We start from the raw sequence: 17,884 nt of genomic DNA on the forward strand, positions 1-17,884 counted from the left end.
GCTCAGACGCCTGCGACCATGCGCGCGGCGTCGAGCGCATCGGAGAGGATGCGCGCGATAGCCTCGGCCATCGCCGGCGTCGCGACGCCCAGCAGCACGATCCCCGCGAGCAGCGTCGCCGGGATACCGACCGCGAACAGGTTGAGCGCGGGCGCCGAGCGGCCGATGACGCCCATGATGATCTGGACAAGGATCAGGACGAAGCCGACGGGCATCGCGATCGTCAGCGCGGCGGCGAACATCAAGCTGCCGAAGCCGATCACGCCGCCGAGCGCATCCCACGACGGAAAGGCATTGCCCGGCGGCAGCGCTGTGTAGCTGCCGACAATGATATCGATGAGCAGCAGGTGGCCGTCGGCGGCCAGGAAGAGCGCGGTCGCAAGCATCGCGAGGAACTGGCCGATCGCCGAACTCGATGCGCCGCTCAGCGGATCGACCATCGATGCGAAGCCAAGGCCCATCGCATTGCTGATCACTTCGCCTGCGAGCAGCGCGGCGGCCAGCCCCATCTGGAGCACGAAGCCGATTGCGAGGCCGATCACGACCTCGCCGATGATGAAAAAGAAACCCGGTACCGACACAATGCCTTCGGTGGGTAAAACCATGCCCGACGCCGCAACCGCGGGTACGCCGACCGCGAGCGCGATGACGAGACGCAGCTGCACCGGCACATTCGCCGCGCCGAACACGGGTGCCGCGATAAAGGCTGCGCCGGGACGGATCATCCCCAGCATCCACAGCTGGAGCATCGCCTCGACATTGGGGATGTCGGCGGGGTTCACGGCCGATTTAGCGCACCAGCGCCGGGATCTGCGCGAACAGGTCGCGCGTGAAATCGGTGAGCAGCACGAGGATGCTGCCGCCGAAGATCGCGAGGCAGATCGCCGCGACGATGAGCTTGGGGACAAAGGTCAGCGTCTGTTCGTTGATCGACGTCGCCGCCTGCACCATGCCGAGCAGCACCCCGATGATGAGCACCGGCAGCAGCAAGGGCGCCGAGGCGAGCGCGAGAATCCACAGCGATTGCTGCGCCACCCCGATGAAATAGTCGGCCTCCATACCGCTACCCCACGAAAGAGGAGGCGAGCGAGCCCATCGTCAGCGCCCAGCCATCGACGAGGACGAAGAGCAGTAGCTTGAAGGGCATCGAGATGATCGTCGGCGACAGCATCATCATGCCGAGCGACATCAGCGCCGACGCGACGATCAGGTCGATGACGAGGAAGGGGAGGAAGATAAGAAAACCGATCTGGAAAGCGGTCTTTAGTTCGCTGGTGACAAAGGCGGGGAGCAGGATCGAGAAAGGAACGTCCTTGGGGCTCGCATAAGCTGGCGCCTTGGCGATCTTGGCGAACATCATCAGATCGGTCTTGCGCGTCTGTTTCATCATGAAGCCGTGCAGCGCATCGCCCGAACGCGATACCGCCTCGCCGATGCCGATCTGTTCCTGGCCATAGGGTTCGATCGCGACGCGGTTCACCTCGCTGATGACGGGCTGCATCACGAAGAGCGAGAGAAAGAGGCTGAGACCCACAAGCACCTGATTGGGCGGTGTCTGCTGGAGCCCGAGCGCATGGCGCAGGATCGACAGCACGATGATGATCCGCGTGAAGCTGGTCATCATCAGGAGCAGCGACGGCAGCACCGTCAGCAGGCTCATCAGGACAAGGATCTGGAGCGACAGGCTCAGGGGGCGGCCATCGCCGCCGATTTCGTTCACGGCGCGGCTGAGGCCATCGGCAGCCTGCGCGAAGGCGGGGGGCGCGGCGACGAGCAGCGCGAGGCCGCCCGCAACTGCGGCACCACGCACCCAACGCGCGCGGAAAATATGCCGTTCGCCCTGAGCTTGTCGAAGGGCCGCTTTTTCTTTCAACGTCGCAGAGAAGAGCGGTGCTTCGACAAGCTCAGCACAAACGGATTTTGGGTATGGCGCCAAATTGATGCGCGTCGCCTCAATCGACATGAAAATCCCCCTGCGCGTCGTCGGCGATCCGCGTGATGCCGTTCCGCGAAACGGCGACGAGGATGCGCTGCCCGGCGAACTCGACGACCGCGAGCTTCGATCCCGGACCGAGCGGCAGCACGTCGACCATCTCGACCGCGCGCGGCTTCGCATTGCCGCCAACGAGCGGCACGCCCATCTGGACGCGCTTCCACAGCCACAAGCTGCCCCATGCCATGCCGCCGACGATCGGCAGCAGGATGAGGAGGCGGAGGATATATTCGAGCATCAGGCCCTCCGGTCGAGGCCTTCGAGGCCGCGCGCCGGCGCGACGACCTCGGCGACCTGGATGCCGTAACGGCCATCGACGCTGACGATCTCGCCCTTGGCGATCAGCGTGCCGTTGGCATAGATGTCGAGCAGGTCGGTCGCCGCGCGATCGAGCTCGATCACGCTGCCTTCATCGAGAGTGAGCAGTTCGGCGAGCGTCATTGAGGTCGATCCGACCTCGACCGACACGCGCAGCGAGACGCCCGCGAGCAGGTCGAAATTGGGCGCGGCGGCGATGCTTTTGTCGCGCCGGTCGGCGCGCGCTGCCTTGGGCGCGTCGGCTACGTCAGTCATGGTCGGGTCCTTTTTCGATATGGTCAATCAGGATGGCGGCGTTGCCATTGGCTTCGCCGATGCTGCCGAAGGCGAAGCTGCGTCCGGCGACGGTCACCGGCACGTGGCGCGGCATCGACAGCGGAATGATGTCGCCAACCTCGAGCGCGAGCAGCTTCACGAGGCTGATTTCGGGCCGCGCCAGCACCGAGCGGACGGGCAGGCGGACGCCGCGCAGCGCCTTGTCGAGCGCGCCGGTCCATGCCGGATCGCCGCCGCCGGCGCCTTGCATGTCGGGCAGCAGTTCGTCGCCGGCAATGCCGCGCAGCGCCGCGACCGGATAGGCGCAGACGATAGTCCGTCCCTCCAGCGGCGCGCCGCGCAGCGTGAAGCGCTGAACGAACAATTCGTCTTCGGCGCGGACTGCGGAAAGTTTGGCTGGATCGGCGGTGACGCAGTCGAGTTCGGGCTCGATCGCTGCCTTGTCGCGCCATGCGGCGGCAATCTGCATTCCGATGTCGCGGCCAAGGCGCGCGGCAAACCGGTCTTCGGCATCGGTCAGCTCCTCGCGTTCGGCAGCAAGCTGGCCGCGTCCGCCATAGAAGATGTCGACGAGCTGGAGGATCAGCGGCCGCGCGGCGGCGATCAGCAACGGTCCCTTGAGCGGCGGCGCGTGATAACGCCAGAAGATTGCGGGCGCGCTGGCTGCAGTCCATTCGGCGAAGCTCAGCTGTTCGGCGCCCGACCGTTCGACCTGGATCGACGGCGCGCCGAGCGCGCGGACCAAATCGCGCAAGCTGCGCGCAAATTGGTTTGCGACGCTTTCAAGCGCGGGAAAGGCATAGCTCGCGGCCGCGCGGCGCAGCAGCAGCGACTCCGCACCGTCCGCAGGAACAGGCGCGGCCGCGGGCGCGGCCGGCGCCTTTACGGCCCTTACGCTTTTGGGACTGGCGGTCACTGGATCACCAGGCTCGTGAAATATACATTGTCGACGCCCCCAAACCCTTCCTTCTCGCGCAGCACATCGTTGATCGCGGTCGTCAGCTGACGCTGAAGCCGCTGTTTCCCCTGCGATGTGGAGAGCATGGCCGGATCCTGTTCGGCGAGCACCATAAGCACGACCGAGCGGATGGGCACCGCCTGCCGTTTGATATTATTGATAACCTTGCCGTCATAGAAGGTCGAAAGGCTGATACCCACCTGGAGGAAGCCCGATCCGTCGGCGAGGTTCGTCGTGAAGCTGTCGGCGATCGGGTAATAGGTGATTTCATATTTGCGCGGATCGACCTTGAACCGGTCGTTGGGCACCGACACGGTCCCGACCTTCAGCGGCGCTTCCTTGTCGTCGCCCTCGGCGGCGGGCTCGGCCTCTTCGGTGCTGCGCACGACGAGCTTCGGGTAATGATCTTCGGGCTTGGCGGCTTCGGCCGACAATGCACCGAAATAGATACCCGCGCCGGCCCCCGCGCCGATCAGCGCAATCGCCGCGACGCCGACCAGCAGCAATTTCTTGGCCTTGCCCTTCTTCTTGGGCGTGCCTTCCAGATTATCCTTGGCCATGATGAACCCTTTCTGATCAGGCGAAGCGGCCGCGGCGGTCTGCGGCGCGGTCTTCGTCGCGCGCCTCGGCGCGATCGGTGGCGGTTTCGATGAGGTGGGCAGTGTCGGGCGTTGCGGCGCGGCCTTGGCTATGGCCCTGCGACTGGCGCCCGGTCTCGCCCGGCGTGTGCGTCACCTCAGCGCCCGCGACGCGCACGCCCTGCTGGCGGAGCTCGTCGACGAGGCGGGCCTGCGCGGCGGTGACGATCGTCGCGGTCGCTTCGTGCTGGGTGTCCATCTTCAGCGACACGCCTTCGTCGCCCTGTCGCATCGCGACGTCGAGACGGCCGAGGTGGCGCGGCATCAGGCGAAAGCTGATGTCGCCCCCGTCCGATTTGGTCGCCGCGATGTCGCGCGCAAGCTGGTCGATCCACGCGCCGTCGCTGTCCATGTCGAGTACGCGCTCGGCTACCGTCGCGGGCGCGGCGGCGTCGAGCGGCGCGGCGGCAGCAAGAGGGGCGGCCTGAGTGAACAGCACCGTCATCGCGGGCGCGGCGTCGGCAGCGCGTGCAATAGGCGCGTCGGCGGCAAGCGGAAGGGCGGGCATCACGGCATCGCGGGTGGATGGCGATGCGGCAGCGGGGGTGGCCGGCAACGGCGCGCGCATATCGGTAGTGGCCTTGTCCGAAGCGGCGCCCGGCGTTTTGATAGCGGGTTCGGGCTTCGCGGCCTTGGGTTCGTCGATGCGCGCGGCGTCGGGAAGGACCGTTGCCACGATCGTCGTCCAATTTTCGACAGCGGGCGCTGCGGGCGCCTCACCGGGGTGTTCGATATCGGTTGCGGTGTCGGTTTCGGTGGATTTATTTGCGCCCTGCGTTCGACCGGGACGCGCGCCGCCGACGGCGACGAGCAAGGTCGCGGCGAGCGCCGCAGCATCGCCTGCGCCGGGTGCGGACTTGGCAGGCGATGTTTCGACCGCAACGATGGCGATGTCCGGCGCCGGTGCGACAGGCGGCTCGGCGGCATCGGGTGAAGGTTCGGCGGCCCGCGCTGCATCGGTCCTGATCGTCGTTGCCGGCGGAACAACTGCTGGGGCGGGCGAGCCCATTGCTGCGGCGGGCGAATCCGTCGCTACGGCAAGCAGCGGAAGCGGAACGGGCACAGCCGCAAGCAACTGGTCGAAACCCACGGCCTCGCCATTCGGCGCAGCCTGAACGATATTGGCGAGGAAGGCGGCAAAGCCCGTGGGCATCGCGCCGGACGCGGCGGGAAGGGCGGGGGCGTTCATCATGATGCGCCGCCTTCGATCAGGCGCAGCCGCATACCGACGCGCGGGCGGTGCGGGCGGTTGGCGTCGCTGCGGCGTTCCTGCTCCGCCGCGGCCGACTTTCGGCTCTTTTCGTACAGGCGGACGGCCGATTCTTCCTTTGCCATTGCGCGCTGCGCGAGCGCCCCCATCTGGTCGCGGCGCGCGCTCGCATTGCAGAGCGGCGCGGTCAGGCTTTCCTGGGCGATGTCGAGCCGCATGGCGAGCTCGCCGACGGTGTTGAGCGCGCGGCCCGCGACCGCGCCCTTCGCCATCGCGAGGTCGCTGCGCAGCGTTTCGAGCCGCCGCGCGAGTTCCACGAGGTTCGCAAGTTCGCCATTGGCGCGCGCCAGATTGGCCTCGGCCAGCTGATGTTCGACGGAACGCACGCGGATGATACGTTTGCGGCGTGCGGTAGGGGCGGTCATGCAGAATATCCTTCGATCAGGGTTTGGCGGGAAATGTCGAAATCGACCTGCGCCTTGGCAGGCTGCGAAACAAAGGCGAGCTGGTCGGCATGGCGCGCGATCGCGTCGTCGAGCACCGGGTCGGCACCGGCGACGTAAGCCCCCATCAGCATCAGGTCGCGATTTTCCTCATACAGCGACCAGAGCTGGCGAAAGCGCGCAGCGGCAGCGGCATGGTCGGGATCGACCGAATCGGCCATCGTGCGCGACAGCGATCGTGCGACGTCGATCGCGGGATAGACGCCCTGTTCGGCGAGCTGGCGCGACAGGATGATGTGGCCGTCGACGATGGCGCGCGCGCTGTCGACGACCGGGTCGTCGATGTCGCCGCCATCGGCCAGCACGGTGTAGAGCGCGGTGATCGACCCACCGGTCGCCTTGTCGATACCGGCGCGTTCGCAGAGCGACGGGATGAGCGCGAAGACCGACGGCGGATACCCCTTCATCGTCGGCGGCTCACCCAGTGTCAGCCCGATCTCGCGCTGCGCATGGGCGACGCGCGTCAGGCTGTCGATCAGCAGCAGCACTTTCTTGCCCTCGGCGCGGAAGGCTTCGGCGATCGCGGTCGCGCGCATCGCGGCACGCAGGCGAAGGAGGGGCGGGTGGTCGGCGGGAACCGCGACGACGACCGATTTCTTGCGCACCTCGGGCGGCAGCTTGGTTTCGACGAAGTCGCTGACTTCGCGGCTGCGCTCGCCGATCAGCCCGACGACGATGACGTCGCATTCGGTGCCCGCGATCATCTGGCCCATCAGCACCGACTTGCCGACGCCCGACCCCGCGATGATCGCGACGCGCTGGCCTTCGCCGACGGTGAGCAGGCCGTTGATCGCGCGCACGCCCATGTTGAGCGCGCGGGTGACGCGGCCGCGGCGCAGCGGATTGACCTTGCGCCCGGCGAGCGGCCACTGGAACTGCGACTTGATCGCCGGGCGGCCGTCGAGCGGATTGCCCTGCGCGTCCATGATGCGGCCGAGCAGCGCCTTGCCCACGGGGACCATCGAGCTTGCGCCATGCGGTTCGACGGGCGCGCCGGTGACGAGCGGCTTGTTGGTGTCGAAGGGGAGGACGAGGCTGCGATGCCCGCGAAAGCCGACGACCTCGCCATAGACATAATCATTGTCGGCTGACCGGATGCGGACATTGCTGCCGAGCGGCTGCGGAAAGCCCGACACTTCGAGCATGATCCCTTCGTGCGCGACGAGCGTGCCGATGCGGCGCGGGCTGGCCTGCGCCAGATCGACGCCGCCCAGAAGCTGCTGCGCGGACAGGGCTAGGCGGCGCGTCACGCGGCCGCCCCTTCGCCGAGCGCGGCGCGCAGTTCGTCGAGGTAGACGGCACGGCCATGCTCGATCCAGCCGGTCGAGGTTTCGAGGCGAACGGTGCCGCGCACCATCGCGGCATCGCTCTCGACGGCCAGCATCAGCGGACAGTCGGCGAGCAGCGCGGCATCGTCGGGATGCACCCACAAGGTGCGCGCCTTGTCGGCATCGGCGACCAATGCGGCGGCGGTCTCGGCCTGTTCGCGGAGCCATTCGGCGTCGATCGGCGCGGTGGCGACGATCTGGCGCACCAGCCGTTCGACCGTTTCGGCGATCAGCTGCGCCAGCTCCTCGCTCGGCTCGTCCTGCAACGCCTCAGCGTTCGCGAGCAGCGCGAGCAGTTGGTGCCGCTCGGCGGTGTAGGCGGCTTCGGCAATACGCTGGCCTTCGGCGAGGCCGCGGGCGAAGGGATCGTCCGCATCCTGTTCGGTCGCGGGCGAAGGCGCGGGCGCCGCCGGTTCAGCGGCGGCCGCGAAGGACAGCGGGCGAAAGCCGCGCTGCTGCGCCATCGCATCGGTCAGGCGAACAGGGACAAAGCCCGTTTCGGCGGCGAGGTCAGACATAATCGTCGCCTCCGCCCGCGATCATGATTTCGCCGTTCGCTGCCATCTGGCGCACGATCTGCATCACATTTTTCTGCGCGTCGTCGACATCGACGCGTTTGACCATCGTCATCTCCGCCATTTCGTCGCGGATCGTTTCGGCCGCGCGCTGCGACATGGTGGCGAGGCACATATCGACCATATCCTCGTCGGCGCCCTTGAGCGCGATCGCAAGCTGCGCCGCATCGACCGAACGCAGAACCGAGCTGAGGCTCTTTTTGTCGAGATCGCGCAAATTTTCGAAGATGAACATTTCTTCCTCGATCGTCTGCGCGAGGATGCGGTCGTGCTTCTTGAGCGACCGGAGCGTGCGTTCGGACAGCTGCTTGGGCATCTTCTTCATGATCTTGGCAACGTCGCTGGGACCGCCGATCGCCTGCTTGGCGACGCGCTGGCCATCGACATTGGCGCTGGCGAGCACCGCTTCCAGATCCTCGATCGCGGCGGCGGGGACCGAGGTCAGCATCGCGGCGCGGAGCACCAGGTCGGCCTGCAAAACTTCGTCGAGCGTTTCGATTGCGCGCGCCGCGACGTCGGGGACGAGCACCGAGAGGATCAGTGCGCCGACCTGCGGATGCTCGCTCGCGAGCAGTGCGCTGATCGCATCGACGTCCATCCAGCGCAGCAATTCGAGCGACGCGGCGCTGCGCTGCGGCGCGACGGCGGCAAGGATATTGTCGGCGCGGACGTTGCCCACCGCCTGCGTCATCACGGTGCGGATGCGCGTGTCGGCGCCGATCGCCAGCGCGCTGACATCGCGGCTGCGCGTCACGAAGCGGTCGAGCGCCTGTCCGATTTCCTGCTCATTGGCATTGGCGGTGTCGAACATCGCCTTGGCGAGCAGGCGCACTTCCTCAGGGCCCAGATGCTTCAGGATCGTTGCGGCTTCGCTTTCGTCGAGCAGCATCAGCAGGATCGCGGCGGCGGCCGACCCGTCGATCGCGGGCTTGTCGGGCATTGCGTCGATTTCGGCGGCGTCAGGCACGGGCGCCCTCCTGCATCAGGTGACGCACGACCAGCGCGGCGCGCGCCGAATCCTGGCGGACGAAGGCGCGGACAAGGTTGGCGCGCGCCTCGTAGCTCGGCGCCGCTTCGATCATTTCGAGCGTGATTTCGCGGTTATTCGCGCCGCTGGCGAGCGCGGGGCGATCGGTCGCGGCGAGCAGCGACTGTTCGATTGCCTCATTCTGTTCGGCGCGACGCGCGGCGCGCTGTTTCGCGGCACGCATCATCGGGCGGCCGATGAACAGGAAGGCGAGCAGCGCGGCAAGGATCGCGCCGACCTGCTGAACGAGCGGCATAAACCAGCCCTGATCATAGAAAGCGGGCGCCGTATCCTCGACCGCCGCGAATGGCCGCTGGTTGATCGCGACCAGGTCACCGCGCGCGGCATCATAACCGACCGCGCCTTTGACCAGCGCGTCGATCTTGGTGAGGTCGGCCTGCGTCAGCGCCTTCTTGCCCTGATTGAGTGCGACGGCAACCGAAACGCGGCGCAGTTTGCCCTGCGGCGAATGCGTGACCGAAATCTCGCGCCCGACTTCAAAGGCCCGCGCGGCATTTTCGTTGCTTTCGGTGCCGGGCGCCGGCGTGTTGCCGGGCGAGGGCTGCGGTCCGTTTGCAGTGATTGTCGTCGCCTGCGGCGGCTGGTTCGCGAGCGCGCCGGGGATGCCCACCGCTGCGGCGCTGGTTCCGCTGACCGACCGGGTGATCTGTTCGCTGGTCATCGCACGGTCGTTTTCGGGGAAGCTTTCGCGCGTCGCCTGGCTTTCGGACATATCGACGTCGGCGTGGACCTCGACCGTATAATTGCCCGCGCCGAGCATCGGGCCGAGCAAAGTGTCGAGCGCGCGGCGAAAGCGATCCTCAACCTGCAATTGCAGCTGGAATGCTTTCATGTCGCTGCCGCTCGCGGTGTCGGAAAGCAGCGCGCCGCGCTGATCGATCACCGACACCTGATCGGCATTCATGCCCGGCACCGATGAAGCGACGAGGAAACGGATTGCCTGCACCTGGCCGTCGGACAGCGAGCGGCCGTTTTGCAGCGTCAGCATCACCGATGCCGTCGCGGGCTTGTCGTCGCGGACGAACAGGCTTGGTTCGGCTGCGGCGACGTGGACGCGCGCGCTCTTGACCGCATCAATCGTTTCAATGGTGCGCGACAGGTCGGCCTCGCGCGCCGAACGCAGCGCTTCGCCCTCGATCGCGCGGCTCGACCCCATGGGGAGCGACGCGATCAGGCTGTCGCCGCTCGGCGCTGCCTTTGGGAGGCCCTGTCCGGCGAGCGCGATACGCGCCTGATGGAGCTTGTCGGCATCGACCGTGAGCGCGCCGGTCGAGCTGTCGATGCTGTGGCCGATACCCTGCGCCTGCAGCGCTTCGGCCACCGCTGCCTTGTCGGCGTCTTCAAGCCCCGCGAAAAGCTGCGCCTGCGGCGCCGCCTGCATCGTGAAATAGGCGAGCGCGGCGATACCGATCGCCGAGGTCATGGCGATTGCGGGGAGCGCGCGCTGCACCGCGGGCTGGCGGACGAAGTGGGTGAGCGGCGCGAGACGGCCGCCAAGAATGGGAGCGGGCAGGCGGTTCGCGCCGCTGGGATCGATAGGGGTCAGGGTCTGGGCTTCGGTCATGGATTACACCGGCATGTTCATGATGTCACGATAGGCGGACAGCAGCTTGTTGCGGACTTGCAGCGTGGTTTCGAAGCCGAGCGAGGCTTTCTGCCGTTCGATCATCACGCTGACGATGTCGTGCGTGTCGCCGCGTTCATAGGCTTCGCTGAGCTCGCTCGCCTTCGCCTGCTGGTTGTTGACCTGTTGCAGCGCATTGTTGATCGCGGCGCCGAAATCGGGGCTGCCCTCGATGCCGCCTTCGCCCGCGCCGATGCCGCCGCGGCCGGCGGCGCGTTGCAGCGCCTGATTCTGATTGAGGATCGAACTGCGCATTTGCAGCAGCCGGCTCGGGTCAATCGTGCTCATTGCTTCTTCATCCGTCCTGATGCGCGGCGATGCGCCGCACGCACAAAGAAGAATGCAAAGCCCGTGCCAGAAATAAAAAATATTGCTTTTCAGATATTTGATTATCGGCGTGACCGGTTGTCTGCCGCCTCCGGCGTTTTTTTGACATGGCAGGCTTAAGCCGCGCGGCCATCCGCCGTTACTGCTTTCCGTGACCGCTCCTCGAGCCCTCACATCACGGGAATGGCCATCGGGGCCGGAAAGGAACTAAGATGACTGTCATCAACACCAATGTGAGCGCCCTGCGCGCCCAGAACAACTCGCGTGTCGCGAACCAAATGCAGTCGCAGGCGATGGAACGCCTGTCGAGCGGCAAGCGCATCAACGCCGCGAAGGACGACGCCGCCGGCCTCGCCATCGCGACCCGCATGGAAGCCGCCGGCCGCGGCCTCACCCAGGCGATCCGCAATGCCAATGACGGCATTTCGCTGGCGCAGACCGCCGACAGCGCCGCCGGCAGCATTTCGGACATCCTCATCCGTATGCGCGACCTGGCGATGCAGGCTTCGACCGGCACGCTGAGCGACGACGACCGCGCCTTGGTGCAGGAAGAAGTCACCGCGCTGATTTCGCAGATCGGCGACGTCGCGACCCGCACCACCTTCAACGACAATGTGCTGCTCAACGGCAGCGTTGCCGCGGGCTTCGACATCCAGACGGGTCTGGATACCGGCCAGGTCGTGAATATCACGATTGCCGATCTTCAGGCTGCTGCTCTCGGTGTCGACGCGCTCGACTTCTCGACCGCGGCGGGTGCCCAGGGCGCGCTTGCGACGCTCGACACGGCGATCGACACGGTTGCTACCGAACGCGCCAACCTCGGTGCGCAGCAGAATCGCCTGACCTCGGCTGTCGACAATTTGACGTCGAGCGTCACGAATCTGGCGGAATCGAAGTCGCGTATCGAAGATGCCGATTTCTCGGTCGAATCGACGAACCTCGCCGCCGCCGGCATTCTGGCCCAGGCGTCGACCGCGATGCTCGCCCAGGCGAACCAGAGCTCGCAGGGCGTGATGAACCTGCTCCGCTAAGTCGGACGACGAAATTCAGGCTATATTTGGTTGGTCCCTTAAATAGCCTGATCGGATGCCCCGGCCCCCACAGCCGGGGCATCTTTTTATGTGCAAGTGGTAGGTGCCGGCTTCCGTTGCGACCGAAACTAGCCGTTGCCGCCTCCCCCAGTCCGTTCGCATCGAGCGAAGTCGAGATGCCCATCGGCCTAGGCGTAGCGTCGATGGGTGTCTCGACTTCGCTCGACACAAACGGAAAGAGGGGCGGCCCGCTCCCCATCCCAAAACCGTCGCCCCCGCAACCTCCAACACCTGCGCCGACCTTCTCCCGCCTCAATGAAAATCCCGCGATCGGGGCAGGATACGAACATCGCGCGGGTGGCCGTGGCGCTGTGCATGTCCGCGCGGATATTGCGGATACTTCACTTCATCGCCGCGCGCGAGATCGGGATCGAACCGCCGCTCCGTCCCCAGCGCATCGAGCATCGCCGTGCGGTCGGCGACGCGCGTCGCCATCAGGTGGATGACGCCTTCCTTACTTCGCTGCACCTCGCCCTCGGCGAGCATCAGCCGTGACGCCATGACGGCGCGGCGATAGCGTTCGAAATGGCGCGCCCACAGCAGGACATTGACGATCCCGCTCTCATCCTCGAGTGTGATGAAGATCGCATTGCCCTTGCCGGGGCGCTGGCGGATTAGCACGACGCCCGCGGTGCGGACGATCGCGCCATTCTTTGCCGCTGCCACTTCGGCCGCGCTCAGCACGCCTTCGCGTTCGAGATCGCGGCGCAGGAACGCCATCGGATGGCCTTTCAGCGAGAGGCGCGTCGTCTGATAATCGGTCAGCACATGCTCGACCATCGGCATCGGCGGCAGCGCGGCATCCTCCTCATGCCCCAGCTCGTTCGCCCCGGCCGCGCCGAACAGCGGCAGCACCCCCTGCCGCACGCAGCGCGCGTCCCACAGTGCCGGGCGACGACCCAGCCCCATCGTCCCGCATGCATCGGCATCGGCAAGCAGGCGCAGCGCCCGCGACGGCAGGTTCGCGCGGCGCGCGAGTTCCTCGATCGAGGCGAAGGGCATGGTGCGCGCGGCGACGATCTGATCGGCCCATGCTTCGCGAAAGCCATCGACCTGCCGGAAACCCAGCCGCAGCGCGAGGCTGCCGTCCACGCGCCGTTCCAGGCCGCTGTCCCAATGGCTCGCGTTCACATCGACCGCGCGCACCTCGACCCCATGCTCCTGCGCATCGCGGACGAGCTGCGCCGGGGCATAAAAGCCCATCGGCTGCGAATTGAGCAGGCCACAGGTAAAGACCGCGGGATGGTAATGCTTGATCCATGAGGAGACGTAGACGAGCCGCGCAAAGGATTGCGCATGGCTTTCGGGAAAGCCGTAACTGCCGAAACCCTCGATCTGCTTGAAGCAGCGTTCGGCGAAATCCTGCTTATATCCGCGCGCGACCATGCCGCCGACCATCTTCTCGCGGAAATTGTCGATCGTGCCGACGTTACGAAAGGTCGCCATGGCACGTCGCAGGCCATTGGCTTCCTCGGGAGTGAAGCCGGCAGCGGTAATCGCCAAGTTCATCGCCTGCTCCTGAAAGAGTGGGACGCCAAAGGTATGGCCCAGAACTTCGCGGAGCTCGTTCGGATCATGGGGTGGCGCGGGCGAAGGATATTCGACCGACTCTTCCTCGTTTCGTCGCCGCAGATAGGGGTGCACCATGTCGCCCTCAATCGGGCCGGGCCGGACGATCGCAACCTGAACGACCAGGTCATAGAGCTTTCGGGGACGCAGGCGCGGCAGCATGTTGATCTGCGCGCGGCTTTCAACCTGAAAGACGCCGATGCTGTCGCCCCTGCAAAGCATGTCGTAAACCGCCGGATCTTTGGAATCGATGTCGAGTTCCAGCGTGTGATCGCCCAGTCCATGTTCGCGCATCAGGTCGTAGCATTTGCGAATGCAGGTCAGCATTCCGAGCGCGAGCACATCGACCTTCATCAGCCCGAGCGCGTCGATGTCGTCCTTGTCCCATTCGATGAAGGTGCGGTCCTCCATCGCGGCATTGTGGATCGGGACCAGCTCGTCGAGCCGCCCCTGCGTCAGGACAAAGCCGCCAACATGCTGCGACAAATGCCGCGGGGCCTTCAATAATTCCCCGACGAAGCGATGCAGTCGTTCGATCTCGCCATTCTGCGGGTTGAGCCCTGCCTCGATCAGGCGTTCGACCGGAACCTCGTCGCCCCAGCTTCCCCAGCTTGTGTCGGCGAGCCGCGCGGTGACATCCTCGCTGAAACCGAGCGCCTTGCCGACCTCGCGGATGGTGCTGCGCGGGCGGTAGTGGATGACTGTTGCGGCGATCGCGGCCCGGTCGCGGCTGTAGCGGTCATAGATATATTGAATGACCTCCTCGCGCCGTTCATGTTCGAAATCGACGTCGATGTCGGGCGGCTCGTCGCGCTCGGCCGAGACAAAGCGCGAGAAGAGCAGCTTATGCTCATCCGGATCGACCGAGGTGACGCCCAGCAAAAAACAGACGATCGAATTGGCGGCCGAACCGCGCCCCTGACACAGGATCGGCGGTTTCTGCGCGCGCGCAAAGCGGACGAGATCGTAAACGGTCAGGAAATAATAGACATAGTTCCGTCGCCGGATCAGCCGGAGCTCGTTGCCGATCATCTTGCGGATTTTTGGTTTCAACGGAACGCCATAGCGTTTCTCCGCCGCACGCTTCACCAGATGGTGCAGATAGTTGAAGGGCTTCCACCCCGGCGGCACGGGTTCGTGTGGATATTCGTAACGCAGATCGTCGAGCCTGAACCCGATGCGGGCGAGCAGGCTGGCGCTGGCGGCAACCGCTTTCGGATGGTGTATGAAAAGTCGGTGCATTTCGGCCGGCGCCTTCAGATGGCGCTCGGCATTGGCGCGCAGCAACTTGCCTGCTTTCTGCACCGTCGTTCCTTCGCGAACACAGGTGATGATGTCATGCAGCGGGCGCCGTGCGGCGGTCGCATAGAGCGCGTCGCTGGTTGCAAGCAATGGCACGCCGGTCGCCGTCGACAGGCGCTGGAGCCGGGCCAGTCGCCGCGCGTCGGCGCCCGCGCGCGGCATATTTGCCGCCAGCCACACCGATTTGGGCCGCGCGGCCCTGAGCGTGCGAAGCAGCGTCGCGTCGCCCCCCATCGCGATCAGCAATAGATCGTCGCAATGCGCGAGCAGGTCGCCCAGATCGAGGATGCAGTCGCCCTTCGTTGCCCGCAGATTGCCGACCGAGAGCAGGCGGGTGAGCCGTCCCCAGCCATGGCGGCTGACCGGATAAGCGACGATGTCGGGCGTGCCGTCGGCAAAGACGAGCCTTGCGCCGACGACCAGCCGGAAGCCCGCCACCATCGCGGGATTTTGGACCTGTTGCTCTTTCAGGAAGGCCCATGCCCGCACCACCCCCGCGACGCTGTTGCGGTCGGCGATGCCGATGCCCGCCATGCCAAGATTGATCGCCTCCGCGACCATCTCAGCGGGGTGCGAGGCGCCGCGCAGGAAGCTGTAGTTGGTCGCGGCGACCAGTTCGGCAAAACCCGTTTCGGGGCCGGTTGCGGGCGTATCGCTCATGCGAACACCCCGTGGATATACCAGCGCGGATCGGGCTTTTCGTCGTAAAGCCCGTGGCGGAACAGCCAGAACCGGCGACCCTGCACATCCTCGACGCGGTAATAATCGCGCGTCAGCCCGCCATTATCGCGGCGGCGCCACCATTCGGCGGCGATGCGTTCGGGGCCTTCGTAGCGGCGCACAGCGTGAAAGACGCGGCGCCAGCGGAAACGCTGCGGCGGGCCGTCGGGCACTTCGGCGATCACCTCGATCGGCTGCGGCGGGTCGAACAGGTGAAAGGGGCGCGTCGGCGGTTCGCCGGGTTCGGGGGCCTGCCATGGCAGCGGTGTGGGCGCATCGATCGCGGGCAGTTCGAACTGCGCCTGTTCGGGGATATGCGTGTCGGCGGGACGGAATTTCCGGACCCGCCCACGCCCCAGCCGCGTCGCCAGCCGGTCGGCGAGTTCGTCGATCGCCGCGTCCTTGACCGCACCCCCTTCGAGCTTGAGCTGGCTCGCGCCGAGCGCTTCGAGCCGCGGTACGGCGAGGCGGATCATGTCGAAACCGAAACCGGGGTCGAGCGGATCGGCCAGACTGTCCATCCGCTCGGCGAACAGGCGCGTGACCAGCCCGGTGTCGCGCGTCGGATGGCCGGTTTCGATCGCAATGCTGCGCGCAAGGCCGTCGCTGCGAAAAAAGGTCGCGCGGAAATGGCGCCCGCCCTCGCCGCGCTCGGCTAGCGTTTCGATCGCTTCGCCGACCAGTTCGGTCAGGATTTTGACGGCGTGCGCAGTGCTGCCCAGCGGCTCGGCAAAGCGGCGTTCGGCGGTGACCGGCGGCGGGCGGGTGCGCGGGTCGAGCGGGCTCGGCGCGTCGCCCACTATTCGGCGCAGCGCCATCGCGGCGTCAGTGCCAAACCGCGCGGCAAGGTTCGCCATCGGGCGGCTTGCCAGGTCGCCGATCGTCTTGAGGCCCGAGCGCACGAGCGCGGTTGTTGCCTCGGCATCGAGTTCGAGCGCGGCGACGGGCAGGCGGCGGATCGCGCTGACTTCGTCGGGGGCAGGGCGCGCCTGATAGCGCGCGAGCGCCCGCGCGGCGTCGGCGGTCGGACCAAGCGCGGGACGGAGCGTCATGCCAAGGCGCGCGAAGCGGTTTTCGACATCGGCGACCAGTCCGGCCTCGCCGCCGAAAAGATGCTCAGCGCCCGCGATGTCAAGGATCAGACCGTCGGGCGCGTCGATTGCGACGAGCGGGGTATAGCGTGCGCATCCCTGCGCTAACCGGTCGAGCCAGTCCTGATCGGCCGCCGGATCGTGCGGAATGACGACAAGATCAACTACCTGCGCGCGCGCATCAGCGAGCGGCATGGCGGGGCGCAGCCCGGCCGCGAGCGCGGCGGCATCGACGCTCGCAAGGCGCATTGCGCCGCGCTGCTTCGCGGCAAAGACCAGCGGCGCGTCAGGCGGCTTCGGTGCCGTGCGCAGCCAGCGTTCGGCGGGCAGGAAGGGAAAGAAGAGCGCCAGATAGCGCCGCGTCCCCGGCGCCTTGCCCAAAGCTTTGTTCGTCATGGTTCCAGTCCAGTCGCCAGCGCGCGCCCGCGGCGCCGCCGCGCCAGCGCAGCAGTTCAAGGTCGAAAGTGGGGGCGCCCGGCGCGTCCGCTTCCAGTGCCTGCGATGCGGCGGCGGCGACGCTCCAGCGCGTTTCGGCGACGCTCGGCGCGGGCGCGGCATTCAGGCGGAGCATCAGCAAGGTGGTGCCCGCATCGCGCGCGCCGAGCGCCAGGCGGCGCCCCGCGGTCAGATCGAGCAAGGGAAACTTGCCCCAGCTTTCGACGATCACCGCCGCCGATCCCGCGCAACGGACCGCGTCATTGGCGCAGGCGAGCAGCATTTTGGGGTCGGTCGCCTCGACCAGCAGCAGCCGGTCGGGGTCGCCGCCGAGTTCGGCGATGCCGGGGGCATAGATATGCCCCGCGCGTTTGCCCGAGTCGACGGTGCGCAGCCAGATCAGTGGTGTCTTGCCGGGGGTGCGGAGCGCGATCAGCGCGGCAAAGGCGGCGGCGCTGGTCGCGTCGAGCGCATCGGCAGCGAAAAATTCATGGGTGCGTCCGGCCGCGAGGCCGCCGCCGATCGCGGCGTCGAAGGACGCATGGCCGCTCGCCAGCCAGCCCGCGGCCGGGCGGCTTGCAACACCGCCATCGGCGGCAATCCGGGCAATGCGTTGGCGCAGCCCGGCGAGAGGGTGGGACGACTCGCGCATCATTTGTTCCTGATATGTTCTATTAGCGCGCGAGTGGGGTCGATTGTCAAGACGAGTCGGAAGATACCCTTTTTGTCATGCCGGACTCCCCTCGACAGGCTCGGCACCGGGGCATGATCGACGCTTATCGCGCTCGCATCGGCAGGCGTCATTGCGAGCGTAGCGAAGCAATCTCCAGCTTGCGCAGCACTCGACGATGACTGGAGATTGCTCCGTCGCTGCGCTC

The 17,884-nt window shown here is 66.5% G+C and carries 18 protein-coding genes; 1 reads left to right on the forward strand and 17 read right to left on the reverse strand.

All coding sequences use genetic code 11. The features are described from left to right. Window positions 1-2: 2 nt before the first annotated feature. From fliR to fliE, 14 genes are all read right to left on the reverse strand, one after another. Window positions 3-782 carry a flagellar biosynthetic protein FliR gene (gene fliR / locus VSX77_RS08030; RefSeq protein WP_338427117.1) on the reverse strand — a complete coding sequence of 260 codons (780 nt, stop codon included), beginning with the start codon at window positions 780-782 and terminating at the stop codon, window positions 3-5. A 7-nt stretch (window positions 783-789) separates the two neighbouring features. Further along, complete coding sequence (locus VSX77_RS08035; protein ID WP_120221615.1) at window positions 790-1,059, reverse strand: flagellar biosynthetic protein FliQ; 270 nt, start codon at window positions 1,057-1,059, stop codon at window positions 790-792. A gap of 4 nt (window positions 1,060-1,063) precedes the next feature. Continuing rightward, the gene (gene fliP / locus VSX77_RS08040) at window positions 1,064-1,810 is read right to left on the reverse strand and encodes a flagellar type III secretion system pore protein FliP (protein WP_338427118.1); all 747 of its coding nucleotides are present in this window, start codon (window positions 1,808-1,810) and stop codon (window positions 1,064-1,066) included. Between the two features lie 142 nt (window positions 1,811-1,952). Further along, window positions 1,953-2,231: a flagellar biosynthetic protein FliO gene (locus VSX77_RS08045; RefSeq protein WP_338427119.1), complete on the reverse strand. Its 279-nt coding sequence runs from the start codon at window positions 2,229-2,231 to the stop codon at window positions 1,953-1,955. Then, complete coding sequence (fliN, locus tag VSX77_RS08050; RefSeq protein WP_338427120.1) at window positions 2,231-2,566, reverse strand: flagellar motor switch protein FliN; 336 nt, start codon at window positions 2,564-2,566, stop codon at window positions 2,231-2,233. The genes VSX77_RS08045 and fliN overlap by 1 nt, the downstream gene beginning before the upstream one ends. Then, window positions 2,559-3,503, reverse strand: coding sequence for a flagellar motor switch protein FliM (locus VSX77_RS08055; protein ID WP_338427121.1), 945 nt, complete (start codon window positions 3,501-3,503; stop codon window positions 2,559-2,561). The genes fliN and VSX77_RS08055 overlap by 8 nt, the downstream gene beginning before the upstream one ends. Next, a complete protein-coding gene (locus VSX77_RS08060; protein WP_338427122.1) occupies window positions 3,500-4,105 on the reverse strand; it encodes a flagellar basal body-associated FliL family protein in 606 nt (201 codons plus the stop codon). The genes VSX77_RS08055 and VSX77_RS08060 overlap by 4 nt, the downstream gene beginning before the upstream one ends. Before the next feature lie 16 nt (window positions 4,106-4,121). After that, window positions 4,122-5,375, reverse strand: a complete 1,254-nt coding sequence (locus VSX77_RS08065) for a flagellar hook-length control protein FliK (RefSeq protein ID WP_338427123.1) — start codon at window positions 5,373-5,375, stop codon at window positions 4,122-4,124. After that, a complete protein-coding gene (locus VSX77_RS08070) occupies window positions 5,372-5,818 on the reverse strand; it encodes a hypothetical protein (protein ID WP_338427124.1) in 447 nt (148 codons plus the stop codon). The genes VSX77_RS08065 and VSX77_RS08070 overlap by 4 nt, the downstream gene beginning before the upstream one ends. Further along, window positions 5,815-7,146: a FliI/YscN family ATPase gene (locus tag VSX77_RS08075; RefSeq protein WP_338427125.1), complete on the reverse strand. Its 1,332-nt coding sequence runs from the start codon at window positions 7,144-7,146 to the stop codon at window positions 5,815-5,817. The genes VSX77_RS08070 and VSX77_RS08075 overlap by 4 nt, the downstream gene beginning before the upstream one ends. Next, window positions 7,143-7,742, reverse strand: coding sequence for a FliH/SctL family protein (locus VSX77_RS08080; protein WP_338427126.1), 600 nt, complete (start codon window positions 7,740-7,742; stop codon window positions 7,143-7,145). The genes VSX77_RS08075 and VSX77_RS08080 overlap by 4 nt, the downstream gene beginning before the upstream one ends. Then, the gene (gene fliG, locus VSX77_RS08085; RefSeq protein WP_338427127.1) at window positions 7,735-8,766 is read right to left on the reverse strand and encodes a flagellar motor switch protein FliG; all 1,032 of its coding nucleotides are present in this window, start codon (window positions 8,764-8,766) and stop codon (window positions 7,735-7,737) included. Before fliG ends, VSX77_RS08080 begins: the two co-directional genes overlap by 8 nt. Further along, a complete protein-coding gene (gene fliF, locus VSX77_RS08090; protein WP_338427128.1) occupies window positions 8,759-10,411 on the reverse strand; it encodes a flagellar basal-body MS-ring/collar protein FliF in 1,653 nt (550 codons plus the stop codon). The genes fliG and fliF overlap by 8 nt, the downstream gene beginning before the upstream one ends. Before the next feature lie 3 nt (window positions 10,412-10,414). After that, window positions 10,415-10,759 carry a flagellar hook-basal body complex protein FliE gene (gene fliE / locus VSX77_RS08095; RefSeq protein WP_338427129.1) on the reverse strand — a complete coding sequence of 115 codons (345 nt, stop codon included), beginning with the start codon at window positions 10,757-10,759 and terminating at the stop codon, window positions 10,415-10,417. Between the two features lie 251 nt (window positions 10,760-11,010). Between fliE and VSX77_RS08100 the strand changes: the two genes are divergently transcribed. Then, window positions 11,011-11,829: a flagellin gene (locus tag VSX77_RS08100; RefSeq protein WP_338427130.1), complete on the forward strand. Its 819-nt coding sequence runs from the start codon at window positions 11,011-11,013 to the stop codon at window positions 11,827-11,829. Between the two features lie 312 nt (window positions 11,830-12,141). Here VSX77_RS08100 and VSX77_RS08105 read toward each other — a convergent pair whose 3' ends face one another. Genes VSX77_RS08105 through VSX77_RS08115 form a run of 3 tightly spaced genes read right to left on the reverse strand, consistent with a single transcriptional unit; the run spans window position 12,142 to window position 17,658 of the window. After that, window positions 12,142-15,420, reverse strand: coding sequence for an error-prone DNA polymerase (locus tag VSX77_RS08105; RefSeq protein ID WP_338427131.1), 3,279 nt, complete (start codon window positions 15,418-15,420; stop codon window positions 12,142-12,144). Beyond that, complete coding sequence (locus tag VSX77_RS08110) at window positions 15,417-16,967, reverse strand: Y-family DNA polymerase (protein WP_338427132.1); 1,551 nt, start codon at window positions 16,965-16,967, stop codon at window positions 15,417-15,419. Before VSX77_RS08110 ends, VSX77_RS08105 begins: the two co-directional genes overlap by 4 nt. After that, window positions 16,858-17,658 carry an ImuA family protein gene (locus tag VSX77_RS08115; protein ID WP_338427133.1) on the reverse strand — a complete coding sequence of 267 codons (801 nt, stop codon included), beginning with the start codon at window positions 17,656-17,658 and terminating at the stop codon, window positions 16,858-16,860. The genes VSX77_RS08110 and VSX77_RS08115 overlap by 110 nt, the downstream gene beginning before the upstream one ends. Between the last annotated feature and the right edge of the window lie 226 nt (window positions 17,659-17,884).

It is taken from the genome of Sphingopyxis sp. TUF1 (assembly GCF_036687315.1).
Lineage (GTDB): Bacteria > Pseudomonadota > Alphaproteobacteria > Sphingomonadales > Sphingomonadaceae > Sphingopyxis > Sphingopyxis kveilinensis.